Raw genomic sequence first — 15226 nt, forward strand, 5'->3', positions numbered from 1 at the left:
CAAAAAGAAGAAGCATATGACAATTTTGTCACATGCTTGTGAGTTGTACAAATGTATTCTTTTTTGGAAAGGTTAAGGTGAAGGTCGTGCCTTCTCCAAGAGTTGATTGTACATCAATCTCGATTGCTAAAGATGCAGCTGCCTTTTTGGTCAAATAAAGTCCCATACCAGTTGCAGCATTGTCCTGGTGACTTGTCGTTGATGTAAAGCCTTTGTCAAAAATACGCGGGAGGTCTCTCGGGTCGATTCCCCGTCCTGCATCTTGAATCACTAACTTAATTTGGCCTGCTTCTAGATAGCTTGAAATGAGGATGTCCGAGTTCTCGCTGTACTTGACAGCATTCGTTAACAGCTGTCTGACCATAAACGAAAGCCATTTTGCATCGGTTAGAACCTCTGGATTCTGTAAAGAAATATCAAACCCGATTCCTTTTTGCATACACCATGATTTTAAATCCTTTATTTCTTTGTAAAGGAGCGCCTCTAAGGCAGTGACCTCGATATATAGATCGTTTTTAATAAAAGGGATGCGTCGCTGATGGAGCTGCTGATCGAGCAAGAGATGGATTCGTAACCATTCATTATTTAATTGTGCCTTTAACCGTTCATCTTCCATGCGATCCATCATTAATTGCATGGTCGTTAAGGGCGTTTTCACTTCATGAATCCAGCCTAAGAGATCATCTTTTTCCTGCTCCACACTGATAAGAAGATCCGATAACGATTTTTTGTAGTACTGGGCTTGATCGGTTAGTTGTGTATTTGTTATTTTTTCAAACGGTGTTCTCGCATCTTTTAAACTTATTAAATCAAAGTCATCGCCCAACGCTTCTAATTCCTTATAAAAGGTTGTCTCTTTTTGAAAACGAACCATCAAAAAGAGAATGAAAATAATGCAGCTCAAAAAAACAATGTACAAAATCGATTGAAAGGGGATGGATGCGTCAAGGTAAGCAATTAGCAGGAAGAGGGCTTGCAAGGCTAGAAAGAGGATGATCCAGCTGCGTCTTTCAATCATATATTTTCTAATCATGCGGATACGCCTCTTCTATCGCGATATAGCCCTGTCCAACCTTTGTTTCAATAAAACTCCCCAACCCTAGTTCTCCCAAGCGTTTACGTAGCCGATTCACATTAACGGTTAATGTGTTATCACTGACAAAACGCTCATCATCCCATAAACGTTTAATGAGTTCTTCGCGGCTAACAATTTGATTTTTTTGCTCGATTAAAACGTTCAAAATATACATTTCATTTTTCGTTAATTCAAGGCTTCCTAGATGGTTGCTGACGGTATTTTTCGTATAATCAACTGTTGCGCCGCACCATGTTCGCAATTCCGTTTGTTCATTATTGTAATTGTACACACGCCGAAGAATTGCTTGAATCTTAGCGATGAGCACATCGAAATGAAACGGCTTTTGAACAAAGTCATCTGCACCAAGCTGCATGGACATCACCATGTCTGTCGGATGGTCACGTGAGGACAGGAAGATAATCGGGACATTGGAATGTGAGCGAATCATGCGACACCAATGAAACCCATCGAATTTCGGCAATTGGATATCAATAATGACTAGATCAGGCTTCACTTCTGTGAATTCCTGAATCACATGATTGAAATCTTGAACACCGTACACGCCATACGACCATTGGGATAAGCGTTCTTTTATTTCATTAAATAAGGAAGCATCGTCTTCAACAAGCATAATTTTAAACAAGGAAGCCACCACATTTCTATATTGCATTCTATTATAATTGTACCTTAAAAAAGGAGGGGGCTGCTAGGGTTTTGGAATATATGTTTTCAAGAACTAGTATTTGGCGAAAATCGTTTTTAGAAAAGACAAGAAGGGTAAAAGGGGTATAAGGGAAATATGAATATATCAGTGGAGGCGAACAATGACTACAAAGGAAAAAGTGTTATTAACAAAAGAGGATTTTTATAACAGAACAGACCTGCCGAGTTGGCTCCATCAAGAATATGTAACTTTTCATAACACGGTCACAGATAAAACATTTCCTTGTTTTTTTGGGATGAGAGCCGAATTGAAGGGCGAGCTCCGCTATGCTTTTATAAGCCAAAACGACTGGAGTAATTTACCGTCTGCAATTGAAAACTTTCTACAGCTGTTTCAATCACCGAACTATAAAAGGCACGGACTTTTTGTATTTGTTGAGCCTTTTGAGCAAGAGGGCAATCTAGAGGATTACCGCAAGCAATTTTGGGAGATTCTGCAATATTTGCATGAAGCAGATGAAGTGGAATGGCCAGCACAGGCTCCTCGTGATCCAGACCATCATTTATGGGATTTTCATTTTAATGGTGAGCCCATTTTTGCATTTGGAAATGCGCCAGCATATAAGAAGAGGAAAACACGAGATCTCGGAAACGCAATGGTGCTTGGATTTCAGCCTCGCAAAATTTTTGAAGGATTGGAAGGAACCGAAAAAGCCGGTATGATGTCTCGTGAAAAAGTTCGTGATCGTGTAGAAGCTTGGGATGATCTGCCTAAACACCCTGATATCGGGCACTTTGGCGACCTGACTCATAACGAATGGAAGCAGTTTTTTATTGGAGATGATATAGAACCAATCCAAGGAAAATGTCCATTCCATCATAAATCACAAGCCTAAAATGATCTCATGAGATTTCAGCGCGTATAAATAAATTGCTATGAACAAAAAATGCTTTCGACCCTTTTTTGAAGGGCTGAAAGCATTGCTTCCAATGCACTAACCAAGGAATCATCTCCTTATATAAATAATATATTTTGTTTAAGTATCATTTCTGTTTCACCTCAACTATCCTCATCACGGATAGTTAGTCAATCTCAGGATATCAGCAATAATATCAGAGCTGCCTGGTGTAAATAAAAAGACTGATAAACCAATTAATAGAACACCAGTAGAGCCTAAAAATATCACCCATTTATTTGAGAGTGAAAGATGCTTAAATGCTTGTAAAGCAGCTCCTGAAATAAGGCAAACGCCTATAGAAAGAATGATAAAATAATAAAATCCCACTACATCACCCCATTTTGATAAATAAAATCAATTTGTTCTAGCAGTTTAAACTCTTGTACTAGTTGAAGCCCTTTTTAAGCCACCTACTCAAAAAAATGCTTTTGAATATTCAATACCCCCTGAAATTTGACACTAAGTATTTTCGTTAATTCAATTAGCATAAATGTTTCATCTAGCTTTCAAAAGGTGCTTTATTCCCCATAAGGAGGCTTTTCTTGAAACAGAATTAAAGACCAGTTAAATTTAAGTGCCAGCTTTTTGTGTTTGGCAAAAGACAAAGTGAACATCCGGATTCCAAACGTGCAGTTGATCCGCAATATACCCGCGTAGCCACAACACGCCGTTAATTTTTCTGAGGTAAAAGCCTTTAGGAAAATCATCGTCTTCACTTATTACTTCGGATGCTATTGTGATGGAGCCAGAAGGAGCTTGATGCTGGGGTGAGAGATTTTCTGAATTACCTTCAGTTTGATCTAGATGCTTTAGTCTTAGGTGAGGTCCCAGTTCAAGTGGACATAACTCCAAGCCAAGTTCGCCTGCTCGTTTAAAAATCTGTGGCATTGTAGCCCCATCGGGAAAGCCAAGATCCCTAACCGTTAGTTCAACGATCTTTAAGCAGTATTTTGTTTCTGATGTAGTGACCTTATTATTCAATAATAGTTTTTCTCCATACCCATTCATCATGATAGAATGTTGTTGCAATTTTTGAATAAGCTGTGATTTCGTTAGCCCGCCAACCTCTATTGTCCTAGTAATGACGGTGCAGTCGGGGTATATTTGCATTTGCGTTCACTCCTTCATAATGAGGTAGCAGGATTTAAATCAAAAATACTCAATTCTCTTGTTAAATTAAGCTGTTTCTTTAAGGGTTGTTTGACCAATAAAAGAATAAGGTACAATTAGATTCAGTATCTAAACAAATAATAACATAATGCTTAACAATTTAGTTTCAAATTTCTGAAATTAATCAGTGAAGTAAAAGACCATCAATTGATGATCTTACTTGTGCAACACATACACAGGTCACTTCCATAGATGTGAAGCAAAAACAAATTACTTCATACTACTCGAAATAAACATGGAAGCATCTTGCTTCATAAAAATCTGCTTTCCGTGATAGAAGGTTTTCACATCACTTGATTTAAATCCAACTTCAGCTAATATCTCCTTTAGCTCCGCATGTGAAAAACCATTATGAACTTTCGGGTGACTGATTTTATCATTTTTATCAAAATCAATAATAACTAACTTTCCACCATCATTTAAAATATGGAACAATGCTTGTAAAATTTTCTTCGTATCTGGAATATGAAGAAGTACCAATGACATTAAAATAATATCTGCCTTCAGTTCAGGAATTTCTTTTGTGAAATCGGAGTAAAGTACGTTGGCATTGGTAATTCCTCTGTGTGTGATTTTAGCCTGTGCAACCTTCAGCATTTGCTCAGATGAATCCACTAACAAAACAGAATCTACTAAATCCGATAATTCTAAGCCGATTAGGCCAGTGCCGCTTCCATAGTCAAGTAAAGATTTTGATTTGCTATTTTGTATTTCGGCTTTTACTTCCTTCACGATCACGTTAGCTAATTCCATTCTTTCTTCTGTATCATATTTTTTTGCCAGCTGTTCAAAAATGTTATTTTCCATAGGCTGCTCCCTTATTATTAAAAATTAATATTAGTATTCATTATTATAGAAACGGTATAAATTAATTTAAACCATCTTATACATTTCATACTGCTCTATATTTGCCTTCATAAACCCTAGCTTTCTAAGAAATTCAGCCATATCAATATTGTTAGGCATACTGATCGTCAGCTTTTTCAGGTTTCGTTCGATTATTGCATGTGCTAAAAGATTACGGGCAATTCCTTTTTCCCTTTCATCTTCACTTACATATAAAAAATAAATTTTACCTGCCTCTGTAATGACCAAAGTACCTATTATCTGATCGGCAAGGTAAGCAGTAAAACAGTGAGCAGTATAATCCTGCATAAAATAATCCGCTTCATTTTGCCAGTTAATATGGGTCGATAAAATAGCCTTTCTCACCCCTTCTGCTACGGATAGATCAACCTCTTTAATCGTTATATGTTCCACTATCGTATGTTTCAATTGATTATCATCCACTGATTTACTGAAATAGCTGATTGTATGGTACTTTTTATATCCTTGTTTCTCATAAAAGCGGATAGCACGGTCGTTATCTGATAGTACTTCTAAACTTAATCGGTCACATTGCTGATTGATTCCATTCTGAACAAACAAGTGGAATAATGCTTGACTCACACCTTCTCCACGATATTCTGGTGTTACACATAGGGTACCACAACGTAAGTTTTTGAACCTATCAAAAGTTCTGATACCGCCAAGTATTAATCCAACAGGTTCATTATTTTGAAAGGCAATAAAGGAGTCTTCTAACGTATTTCCCTCAGATCCAAAGAATCTTTCAAAGAACGGTTCAAGTGTTATATTCATTGGAATGGCATAGTCTGCGTAACCACTTAAAAATGCTTGATGAATCAATGGTTTATCTACTTCTGAACATCTTTTATAATTCATTTGGCACCTCCGAGTTATTTGGTTAAAAAAATGACTAACAAACCTCCTTGAATTTGCTAGTCATTTTCAACGTTCGCGCTAGGTAACAGAATCTATTTCGTGCTTTCAATACCCACGGTGCACAAAATAATTCAACACATGCTTTAAAAACGGATTATTATGCTTTAATACTTGCAAGGTCTCCATTGCTAAACAATAATGCTCCCACATTTCTTTTTTCGCTGCCTCTATCCCGAGAACGGAGACGAACGTGGAATTGTTATTTTTTTCATCTCTAAATGGTGATTTACCAAGTTCGGATGGATCGCCCTCCACATCGAGCAAGTCGTCCTTAATCTGGAAGGCAATTCCTGCATGACGTGCGAATTGTTTCAATGCATGCTTTTCAGATTCATTTGCACCTGCTAGAATTGCAGGCATCATAAGAGCAGCCTCAAATCCTAGCCCGGTTTTATAAAAGCACATCTCATTCAATTGCTCGAGTGTTAAATGCTCTCCCTTTGTCTGCAAATCCATCGCCTGTCCCCGGCACATGTCAGCCGTCACATTTGCCGAATAGTGAATGAGCTGGAGGACGGATTTGGCATCAAAACTTTGAAGAGATGCCTGCTCTGCCACTGCTTGTTGTGTTAAATAAAGCCCAGATAACTCTGCGGTAGCTGTTGTATATGTTCGGTGTAAGGTCGGGTTACCTCTACGAAAATCTGCGTTATCTTGAGCTGGCAGATCATCATAAATCAAGGAGGCTGTATGCATATATTCCAGTGATTTTAGCAGTGGTTGGATTGCTTTCTTATCCAAGCCATATTCCTCCACGCCCATGAACCACGTAATAATCGGGCGAAGCCGTTTTCCGGTGCTGCCTAAGCTATAATTTGCTGCTTCCATGATTGACTCGTCAAGGAGAACATTTTCTTCTGACTGAGAAATCGGCAGGGTTGCATTTAAATCCTCTCTTACCTTTTTTGCCTGAGTGACAAAAACGTCCCTTTCCTCCCGATCCTGTCTTAGGTTGCGAATCATACGATCACGAATTAATTTATCAAAAAAATCCACGTCTGTTGCGTGCTGCACGAGATCATCGACGGTTTCTTGTAACGCGGGAATTCCGGAGAAAAGGAGCCCCATCACTTGCTCATATTTTTGCTCTCCTTTTTTCGCTTTAAATCGCTTCAAACTATTGATTGCCCGGGATAGGATTACTTCACGCGCCTGCGGATCGGAATCGTACACGTTGTGAATGAAGTTGGCGATAACAGTCCAATAAAGCTCAAACGGATTAATCAGATCCTTGCGCTTCTCATAATGCTCAAGGTAATAGGTGTACGGTGTTACTCTCCCGCCTTGCCGGTCATCTGCCATATCAGTAAAATCATCTGCAAGCTGGTTGTATATCCCATAGTAAAATGTCCGCTGGTCAATCCCCTCATCCTCAGAAGCATCAATAATCGAACGAACGATGAGCCGTGATGCCGACGACTTTAAAATAACGGGAATGTATAGTTCTTCATTTGTATACGTTTCATTTCTTAAATCCTTTACACGTTCTACCTCCTGTGATTGATAAAAAACATATGCCTGTTCGAGAAAAGCCTCCCAGTCCTCGGCAGGCAGGCTTTCGTGAATCAACTCAAACGCGGCTTTCAGTTCAGAATGTATAAAACGCATATGCTTCCCGTTTTCTCCAGTCCATTTACCTAACGGGGGGACAACCCCTGTAACGAGCGTGATTCGGATCATCTCCGAATAGCGATTTTTCTCTTCAGCAGACAATACATTGGAATCGAGTAAATCATCAATAAATGGATAGGTGAGACCGTAGGCATAACCTAGTCGAATTGCTTGCTCGAGCTTGGCGGACTTTTCTTCGGGATCAATGTCTTCTCCCATTTCCTCTATTGCCTGCATTACTAATCCAGCAATTATCTTAATTAATTTACGCTGTGCTTCTTCGGCATCCATGCCCGCTGGTATATTTTCAGTAACCATGTTTAGCTTTTCCGTTACCCAAATAAATGTTGACTCAATCCCATTTTTCTCAGCCATGCGGTACAATCTTGCCATACTAAACATGTCTTCTTGACCTGCTTGCTTCCTAGTAAGCTGCTCTTTTAAACGCCCGACAATACGGCCGATCCGTCTTTGTGTAGCCGGAGAATCTAGTGCATGCCCCATGTCCCGCATGAAGATATAGGAAATGCTTCGTTTCAAATACGGATCCAATTTACCAGTCAACTTCAATGATTGGATAAATTTGTAATCATCGAGCTGTTTTTTATTTGTTAAAGTTGAAATGAAAGAGCGACGTTGAACATGCTGTGGTTTCCATAATTCCAAGTCCTTTATTAATGCCTGGACATACGATTGGTCAGCATGCTGTCCAGATAAGGATTTAAAGTACGCTTCGGCTCTTTGCTCTGCTTTATGATAAGCGTTGTCCGCGTTGATGATTGTTTTTTCATTCATATGTTTACTTACCTCGAATTCCTGATTTTTTCTATATAAAATTTAATCCATACTAAATTATTCTACGCTGGTTTACGATCCCTATGATGAAATTCCTATATTAGAAGGATGCACTCTATTTGGTAGTGAATCCTAATTAATAATAACAAAATAGAGCTAATATAAATTGAAACGCTAATCATATAACCATTGACTTTTTGTTTTGGGATTGCAATTTTTGACAATCTGAAGTGGTTTGTCATGCGCTCTTAACGATAACACGGTTTAAATACGTGCTAGTTGTGAAAAAAGATTCATCCTTGTATGGAGAGTTTTTAATTTAGGTATCGTCAATATAACACGATCACACTCTCTAGGGAAGCGATCCCGCCTCCACTAAAGTACTCCCAAATAACTGCTAAATAAAACTAAAGTCCTTAAATTTAACGTTTTTAGGTAAAGCGATTGGGGGAAAAGGTACAGGGAAAGCAAATTAATTATACGGGAGGTATTTTTTTGGGACTTCAGAAAGGGAAAAATTACTCGTTTTTGGAGACTGGAAGGCCAGTAGCTGAGGGGATGAACGGAGCCGTAACATCACCCCACTATCTAGCTACACAAACTGGGAAAAGAATCCTAGATCAAGGTGGTCATGCTGTAGAGGCAGCAATTGCTGTTAATGCTGTACTTTGTGTCGTTATTCCGCATATGGCAGGCTTAGGAGGCGATTTATTCGCACTAATCTGGGATCAGGATGAAAAAGAAGTAAAGTCCATGCACGGCAGCGGTAAATCCGGCAGCTATGTAAATCGAGAGGCCTACAAACAAAAAGAGCTCCGGGAGATTCCAGAGCGCGGCCCCTTAGCTGCGAACACCATTCCAGGAACTGTCGATGCTTGGTGGGAGCTACATCAGCAATATGGAAGGCTAAAGTGGGAAGTTTTGTTTGAGGATGCGGTTCATTATGCCGAAAGCGGCTTTCCAATCACGGATAAAGTAAGTAACTTTATTCAGGAAAAAGCTGAATTATTAAGCGACCATGCTACTACAAAACAGGTGTTTTTTAAAAATGATCGTCCTATTCTAGCAGGAGAACTGCTTGTTCAGCCTGATTTAGCTTGGTCCTTCAACCAAATTGCTCAATCGGGAAGAGATGCCTTTTATAATGGAGAAATTACCGATAAGATAATTGCTTCAATGGAGAAACATGGTGGCCTTCTAGTAAAAGAAGATTTCAAAGAGCATAGCCTCGAATGGGAACGTCCATTATCGACAAGTTATAGAGGATTTGAAATCTATCAAGTAAAACCGAATACACAGGGTATTGCTGTATTAATGATGTTAAATATGTTAGAGAAAAACGATATGACCTCGATTCAAGATGGTACTCCAGAATATTATCACCTTCTAGCTGAAACCGCTAAGCTAAAATTTCGTTTTCGGGATAAATGGGTTACGGATCTGGAAACGATTGATCTTCCTTATGATGAGCTCCTATCTAAATCTTTTTCATCAGAGGTTTATGACCATTTTTCGTGGGATGACGTATATCGAGAAGAAGAATTAGAAGAGCTTCCAGAGGTTGACGACGGACGTGATACAGCTTATCTTAGCGTCGTTGATAAAGAAGGAAACAGTATTTCTCTTATCCAAAGCATTTTCCACGAATTTGGCTCCGGATTTATGCCAGAAGGGTGTGGCTTCTTTTTACAGAATCGGGGATCCCATTTCAGTTTGGATGAAAATCATCCCAATACGTTAGAGCCGAATAAGCGTACGTTCCATACTATCATTCCCGGGATGGCATTGAAGGACGGCAAGCCATTTATGCTATTTGGAGCGATGGGGGGAGAAGGGCAGCCCCAAACCCAATGTGCCATGCTTACAAAAGTTATCGATTTTGGGTATAACATGCAGCAGGCAATTGAAGCACCACGCTGGTTGTATGGCAGAACATGGGGTGAAGATAGTTCCACGCTCAAGCTGGAAGGAAGAGTTCCAGATGAAATCATTAATGACTTACGTAGACGTGGGCATACAGTTGAAATCGTAGAGGATTATTCCCAGACAATGGGCCATGCACAAGGAATTATTATAGATCATGAAAGAGGAGTATATAGTGCTGGAGCGGACCCGCGTGGGGATGGAATTGCCCTGTGCTGGTAAGCTTGATAAACAATTGTGTTGGAGGAATAAATGATGGAAAATAATTTACCAGTTGATTTAATGCATTGGCTATTAGCTATCACACCATTAGTTCTGCTTTTGCTAATGTTAGTTGTCTTTAAGTGGTCAGGCGGCACCTCTGGGTGGGTCGCAATGGGTGTAGCGACATTACTAGGCTACTTTATGTTTGAAGCACCATTGGATAATTTAGCAGTTGGATTTGGCAAAGGGCTTTGGGAAGCATTCTTTATCCTTCTCGTTGTATGGTTTGCTTTATTGCTCTACCATGTTACGGATGAATCCGGCTCGTTTAAAGTCATTCGGGAAGAGGTACAAAACCATAGTCAAAATTACTTGTTTCTTGTATTAGCGTTTGGTTGGGTGTTTGCTTCATTTCTTCAAGGTGTAGCGGGGTTCGGTGTCCCGATAGCAGTTGTAGCACCGCTTTTAGTAGGGTTAGGTGTTAAACCTGTTGCCGCTATTGTCATCCCGTTAATTGGACACTCATGGGCGAATATGTTTGGAACACTCGGTGTAGGCTGGATTGCCACAATTAATGCCGTACAGATTGAAGATACGACATTAACACTTCTATATTCCGGAATCCTATTATGGATACCGAATATAATCGGTGGATTCATGATTTGTTGGTTATTCGCTAAATGGAAAGGCGTAAAAGAAGGTTTTCTAGCTGTCGTAATTATTTCACTTATTCATGGTGGAGGACAACTTGCTATGTTAATCTTTAACGCGGAGCTGAGTACGTTTATCCCAGCAATTTTAGCGTTTGGTGCTTTATTCATGCTTTCCAAACGAAAGAAATACAGAGAAAAATCAGAGACGGAAGAGTTAACAGACATTCTTGAAGAAACGGATTCAAAATCGGAAGAGAAGCCGGATATCTCATTACACCAAGCATTTATGCCATATTATGTACTGTCAGTAGTTAGTATTGTGTTTCTTGGAATCGGACCAATTCAAAGCTTTTTCGATCAATTTCAATTTGGACCGCCTTTCCCGGCGGTCGAAACCGGCTATGGCTTTGAAATGGAGGCTGAAGAAGCGTATTCTCCTATCGCTCCACTTACACATCCAGGATTCTATTTACTTGTGTCGGTTATCTTTGCCTACTTCTGGTACAAGCATTTAGGATTACATCATAAAAACACAACTAAGAATGTATTTTCTGGCTTAAAGGATAACGCTCTGGGGGCATCACTAGCAATAACTGGATTTTTAACGATGACCATGATTATGGAAAATTCAGGACAGACTAACGTACTTGCCCTTGGAATTGCGGATATATCACCACCAGCTGTTTATGCAGGATTAGCAAATGTCATTGGGATAATTGGTGCATTTATGACATCATCGAATACGTCATCCAATGTGCTGTTCTCGCCATTACATGGATCTGTTGTAAATTCGATGGAAGGGTTATCCCTGCCACTCGTTATCGCTGGTCAGTCAACAGGTGGAGCAATTGGTAATGTCATTGCACCAGCCAATATTGTATTAGGAACAAGTACTGCGAACGCGCAAGGAAGAGAATCTGAAGTATATAAGATTACGCTTATCTTCGCACTGTTTGCAGGTGTCGGCGTATCTGCTGTCAGTGTATTCTTGCATTTTCTAGGAGGATAAACAGAGAAATCATCGGTGAAGCAGGGAGGCTTCATCGATGATTTTAAGTTTTAAAGAGATCTCAATTCTTCTTGCTAGCTGGAAAAATGGTATACGACCATGACCAAATAAAATCGATAATAAAAATAAGTCCCCAAATCATCGAAATCCTATAAATCGTATCATTTGCATACGGTGTCTCGGCAACATTCTCTGTTCCAATCCAAGATAAGTCTTTCAGATAGTCTAGTAATTCACTAGTTCCCCCTGTTCCGTAAATCCAAAATGCTGCTTGAAGACTGGCAAATATGATTAAGTGAACAGTAGAACTCCGGCGATATTTTTTAGCAATATATTTCGGGTCCTTTTGTCTGTTCATGATACGAATATCTTTTTCTGTGAGCAGCTGTACCCCTCGCCAATTGCCAATTTTTTGTCGCATCCAGCGATCAAGCTTCATAAAATCAAAGATTCCAAATGTACATGCATAGAGAACAAACACAGTAATGATAATTAAAAAGGTAGAAATCTCTCCAGTTTCTTGGTATATCATCAAACCTAAGAGAGCTTCTAAAATTAATAGAATGATAAACAGTAGGAGAAAGAGCAGGCTACGTTTTTGTTTGTTGAAAAAATAGCGGACAACACCAAAGATGAGAAGCGATAACACGGATATAATTTCTAATGCAATAAAGATTTCCCATTGATAGTTGAGTAGTAACCCCATAATTGAAAACATTCCTCCATTCGATATCGTTAATTTAAGTAAATACGATTTGCAGGAAAAAATCAATTTGATTTATAAAATGTATGGAAGAAAATAGCCAGATAGTGAAGGACGAATTTCTGATTTTTTAAAACGGTAGATCAGTTCACAACAGTATTATAGGCTAAGTTATATGTAAATGAGTTTTTTCCTTAGAAAGAGGAGGTGGATATCAGCTTAGTAGTCTTCTAAGCTGGTATCCAATTAGCATTAATGAACAGCAGTTTCTTTAGAGTTTGTTGGCCATAGAAGCCCAATAAGGGCACCAACTATAGCTGGTAAAATCCAGCCAAGACCAATATCGTAAAGTGGTAAATAATCCATATAGAACATTTTAATGGATTCGAACAAATTGAAAGACGCGCTTGGCAAACTATCGACTAACGTGCTGTAGCCGTCCAAAAGACTAACGCAAAAAGTAAGGAACAATGCAGTTGCGTAAACACGTTGCTTATGGCCGAATAGTGAAGAACAAAGGGTTAAGATAATCAGAACAATCGCTAAAGGATACAGCAGCATTAATACTGGCACCGCATATTGAATAATATTCGTTAGACCAAAGTTGGCAATGAAAAATGACATTAGACATAGTACCAGAACGAATAATTTATAACTGATTTTTGGATATAGTTGATTAAAAAACTCGCTGCAGGCAGTAATAAGTCCAATGCTCGTTTTTAAACAAGCTAGTACGATAATAATAGCCAATAGAATGGTCCCGAATGATCCGAAATAATGCTGAGCCACTGCGGCAAAGATTAAACCGCCATTATCATATGTACCGATGGCCGATACGCTTGAAGCCCCCATATAGGTAATAAGTCCATAAATCAGCATCATTAATGCCATGGCAAAAAGACCTGATTTCCATGTGACCTTTGCAATTTCCTTTGGATTGGTGATACCTCGTCCCTTAATTGCGTGAATGACAACAATACCAAACGCAAGTGATGCAAGAGCATCCATCGTGTTATAGCCCTCTTTAAATCCTGTTATAAAAGCTAAACCGCTATAGTCGCCAATTGGCATAGCGAATGGTCCCATTGGTTTGACGATAGCAATGGAGATTAAGATGAATAAAAACACTAAAAATGCAGGAGTTAAATATTTCCCGATATAGTCGATAATTTTTGCTGGATTCAACGAGAAATAATAGACAATCGCAAAAAATAAAAAGCTAAAGAGCCCTAGATATAAACTGCCATGTGCTGGATTGATATATGGCTCAAAACCAACCACAAAAGGTACCGTCGCTGTTCTTGGAATAGCAAAAAATGGCCCGATGGTTAAGTAAAGTGCCACGGAGAAGACAACACCAAATAGTGGATGGACTCGACTGGTTAACTGTCGTAATCCGTTGCTCCCGGATAAACCAAATGCTAAAATCCCTATAAATGGAAGACCGATTGCGGTTATAAGAAATCCAATTAATGCCGGCCAGAAATTCGTGCCAGCAAGCTGGCCCATCTGGATTGGGAAAATTAAATTCCCTGCACCAAAGAACATTCCAAACAGCATCGTGCCGATGATAGAATAGGTAGAAAATGATATTTTTTGTTGCATACTTGATGTCCCTTCTAGATGAATAACATTTATTTTAACACCATTTTTATTGATTCGCTATAGCAATAAAAGGAACGGAATGTTCACACGTTTTAAGATCGTTTCCTTTAGTTATCTGCTTTTATTGCTATGCTGCCAATCGCCTTTCCGCATCCACAAATAGTTCTCAGCGTGCCTTTTAAATTGAACAAGGTACGCTGAGAGTACGTCTATTATGCTCGATCTTTGTAATAGGCTTTTCGTTCGTCCATTTTTTCTGGCAGTGCATGAATCGATGCTATGAGCTGATTCAACTTTCCCTCGATTCGGTGCAGTAAATAAAACGTAACGGCAACCGGGAATCCAACTTCGGTCAGAAAAGCTATCCACGCGTCCATAATTATTTCCTCCTTTTATGAGCTTTTGAAATAGGAATATGACCAGTGATTTGCCACTGGTCATATTCACAAGATTATTGCCCTAAGTCGATTTCTTCGACCGTGCTTTCTGAAATACGTGCACTATGCTTAGCAACTAAATCGCCGCCGCTCGATGTGAAGGCATTTTGTTCGATGATTGTATCCATTGCTGCATTAATAGCAGCAGGATCAACTGGTTCAACTGGCTTATCCAATGTGTACGTAACAATTTTCCCGTCCTGATTGGTAAATTTCAGCTCTAATCGGCGCATGATCTACACTCCTTTCTGAATAGATTTTTTCACAACTTACCCTTCACGAATGTCTGTTGTATCACGACGGTTAATCGTGTACAATGGGCGCTCCTGCAAGCTTACAAAAGCTGTTGCAACAGTAAGTAATTGCTCTGCTGTTGCACTTGTTTTGACATTGTTAAAGCTTTTGTTCTTAAAGATAGGTGATCCGGACTCAGAATCAATCCCATCTTGAAGCACAAGCTGCAGGGAAGACTTTGTTAGATTTGCAATTGCCATGTTTCTCACCTCCATTCACAACTACAATCGAAGGAAAATGAGATTAGGGGGTGAGCTTTTATTTTTTTATAAAAGTATAAAAGAGGGATTACTGCTTTCAAAAAGAGAATGGGTAATAACGTGGAAGCTTCTGTGTT

15 protein-coding genes are annotated in these 15226 nt (G+C 39.2%); 3 read left to right on the plus strand and 12 right to left on the minus strand.

All coding sequences use genetic code 11. The annotated features are described in order from the left end of the window. Positions 1-28 precede the first annotated feature (28 nt). Positions 29-1033 carry a sensor histidine kinase gene (locus NYE61_RS15165; protein WP_118888353.1) on the minus strand — a complete coding sequence of 335 codons (1005 nt, stop codon included), beginning with the start codon at positions 1031-1033 and terminating at the stop codon, positions 29-31. Continuing rightward, a complete protein-coding gene (locus tag NYE61_RS15170; RefSeq protein ID WP_251660115.1) occupies positions 1026-1721 on the minus strand; it encodes a response regulator transcription factor in 696 nt (231 codons plus the stop codon). The genes NYE61_RS15165 and NYE61_RS15170 overlap by 8 nt, the downstream gene beginning before the upstream one ends. A gap of 181 nt (positions 1722-1902) precedes the next feature. On the opposite strand from NYE61_RS15170, the gene NYE61_RS15175 reads away from it, so the two are divergent. Next, a complete protein-coding gene (locus NYE61_RS15175) occupies positions 1903-2637 on the plus strand; it encodes a YqcI/YcgG family protein (RefSeq protein WP_251660114.1) in 735 nt (244 codons plus the stop codon). Positions 2638-2814: 177 nt separating this feature from the next. Here the strand turns inward: NYE61_RS15175 and NYE61_RS15180 are convergent, their stop codons facing one another. The 5 genes from NYE61_RS15180 to NYE61_RS15200 form a co-directional block, all read right to left on the minus strand. Then, positions 2815-3027, minus strand: a complete 213-nt coding sequence (locus NYE61_RS15180) for a hypothetical protein (protein ID WP_095310462.1) — start codon at positions 3025-3027, stop codon at positions 2815-2817. 243 nt (positions 3028-3270) lie between these two features. Beyond that, a complete protein-coding gene (locus NYE61_RS15185) occupies positions 3271-3810 on the minus strand; it encodes a helicase (RefSeq protein ID WP_303446979.1) in 540 nt (179 codons plus the stop codon). A gap of 270 nt (positions 3811-4080) precedes the next feature. Further along, a complete protein-coding gene (locus tag NYE61_RS15190; protein ID WP_303446978.1) occupies positions 4081-4677 on the minus strand; it encodes a class I SAM-dependent methyltransferase in 597 nt (198 codons plus the stop codon). Positions 4678-4743: 66 nt separating this feature from the next. Next, entirely contained in the window at positions 4744-5595 is an 852-nt protein-coding gene (locus NYE61_RS15195) for a GNAT family N-acetyltransferase (protein WP_118888356.1), read from the minus strand. 105 nt (positions 5596-5700) lie between these two features. After that, a complete protein-coding gene (locus NYE61_RS15200; RefSeq protein ID WP_303446977.1) occupies positions 5701-8061 on the minus strand; it encodes a polyprenyl synthetase family protein in 2361 nt (786 codons plus the stop codon). A 495-nt stretch (positions 8062-8556) separates the two neighbouring features. On the opposite strand from NYE61_RS15200, the gene ggt reads away from it, so the two are divergent. Both ggt and NYE61_RS15210 read left to right on the plus strand, forming a co-directional pair. Beyond that, on the plus strand, positions 8557-10206 hold the full coding sequence (ggt, locus tag NYE61_RS15205) for a gamma-glutamyltransferase (protein WP_339315933.1): 1650 nt from the start codon (positions 8557-8559) through the stop codon (positions 10204-10206). Between the two features lie 30 nt (positions 10207-10236). Beyond that, on the plus strand, positions 10237-11850 hold the full coding sequence (locus NYE61_RS15210) for an L-lactate permease (RefSeq protein WP_339315935.1): 1614 nt from the start codon (positions 10237-10239) through the stop codon (positions 11848-11850). A 61-nt stretch (positions 11851-11911) separates the two neighbouring features. Here the strand turns inward: NYE61_RS15210 and NYE61_RS15215 are convergent, their stop codons facing one another. The 5 genes from NYE61_RS15215 to NYE61_RS15235 all read right to left on the minus strand — a co-directional run bounded on the left by NYE61_RS15215 (position 11912) and on the right by NYE61_RS15235 (position 15089). Next, the gene (locus NYE61_RS15215; protein WP_303446974.1) at positions 11912-12568 is read right to left on the minus strand and encodes a hypothetical protein; all 657 of its coding nucleotides are present in this window, start codon (positions 12566-12568) and stop codon (positions 11912-11914) included. Between the two features lie 237 nt (positions 12569-12805). Next, complete coding sequence (gene brnQ, locus NYE61_RS15220; RefSeq protein ID WP_095310478.1) at positions 12806-14158, minus strand: branched-chain amino acid transport system II carrier protein; 1353 nt, start codon at positions 14156-14158, stop codon at positions 12806-12808. Between the two features lie 212 nt (positions 14159-14370). After that, complete coding sequence (locus NYE61_RS15225; protein ID WP_095310480.1) at positions 14371-14535, minus strand: YvrJ family protein; 165 nt, start codon at positions 14533-14535, stop codon at positions 14371-14373. A 74-nt stretch (positions 14536-14609) separates the two neighbouring features. After that, on the minus strand, positions 14610-14828 hold the full coding sequence (locus NYE61_RS15230; RefSeq protein ID WP_118888360.1) for a DUF2922 domain-containing protein: 219 nt from the start codon (positions 14826-14828) through the stop codon (positions 14610-14612). A 36-nt stretch (positions 14829-14864) separates the two neighbouring features. Further along, positions 14865-15089 (minus strand): DUF1659 domain-containing protein, encoded by a 225-nt coding sequence (locus tag NYE61_RS15235; protein ID WP_118888361.1) that lies wholly within the window; start codon positions 15087-15089, stop codon positions 14865-14867. Positions 15090-15226: the final 137 nt, after the last annotated feature.

This window comes from Oceanobacillus sp. FSL W7-1304 (assembly GCF_037969805.1).
Classification (GTDB): domain Bacteria; phylum Bacillota; class Bacilli; order Bacillales; family Amphibacillaceae; genus Oceanobacillus; species Oceanobacillus profundus.

Excerpts from the sequence above, each read along its gene's own strand:
- NYE61_RS15195 (WP_118888356.1), bottom strand. The coding sequence starts at position 5,595 with ATGAATTATAAAAGATGTTCAGAAGTAGATAAACCATTGATTCATCAA.
- NYE61_RS15200 (WP_303446977.1), bottom strand. The coding sequence starts at position 8,061 with ATGAATGAAAAAACAATCATCAACGCGGACAACGCTTATCATAAAGCA.
- NYE61_RS15230 (WP_118888360.1), bottom strand. The coding sequence starts at position 14,828 with ATGCGCCGATTAGAGCTGAAATTTACCAATCAGGACGGGAAAATTGTT.
- NYE61_RS15165 (WP_118888353.1), bottom strand. The coding sequence starts at position 1,033 with ATGATTAGAAAATATATGATTGAAAGACGCAGCTGGATCATCCTCTTT.
- NYE61_RS15215 (WP_303446974.1), bottom strand. The coding sequence starts at position 12,568 with ATGTTTTCAATTATGGGGTTACTACTCAACTATCAATGGGAAATCTTT.
- NYE61_RS15185 (WP_303446979.1), bottom strand. The coding sequence starts at position 3,810 with ATGCAAATATACCCCGACTGCACCGTCATTACTAGGACAATAGAGGTT.
- NYE61_RS15190 (WP_303446978.1), bottom strand. The coding sequence starts at position 4,677 with ATGGAAAATAACATTTTTGAACAGCTGGCAAAAAAATATGATACAGAA.
- NYE61_RS15175 (WP_251660114.1), top strand. The coding sequence starts at position 1,903 with ATGACTACAAAGGAAAAAGTGTTATTAACAAAAGAGGATTTTTATAAC.
- NYE61_RS15225 (WP_095310480.1), bottom strand. The coding sequence starts at position 14,535 with ATGGACGCGTGGATAGCTTTTCTGACCGAAGTTGGATTCCCGGTTGCC.
- NYE61_RS15235 (WP_118888361.1), bottom strand. The coding sequence starts at position 15,089 with ATGGCAATTGCAAATCTAACAAAGTCTTCCCTGCAGCTTGTGCTTCAA.
- brnQ (WP_095310478.1), bottom strand. The coding sequence starts at position 14,158 with ATGCAACAAAAAATATCATTTTCTACCTATTCTATCATCGGCACGATG.
- NYE61_RS15210 (WP_339315935.1), top strand. The coding sequence starts at position 10,237 with ATGATGGAAAATAATTTACCAGTTGATTTAATGCATTGGCTATTAGCT.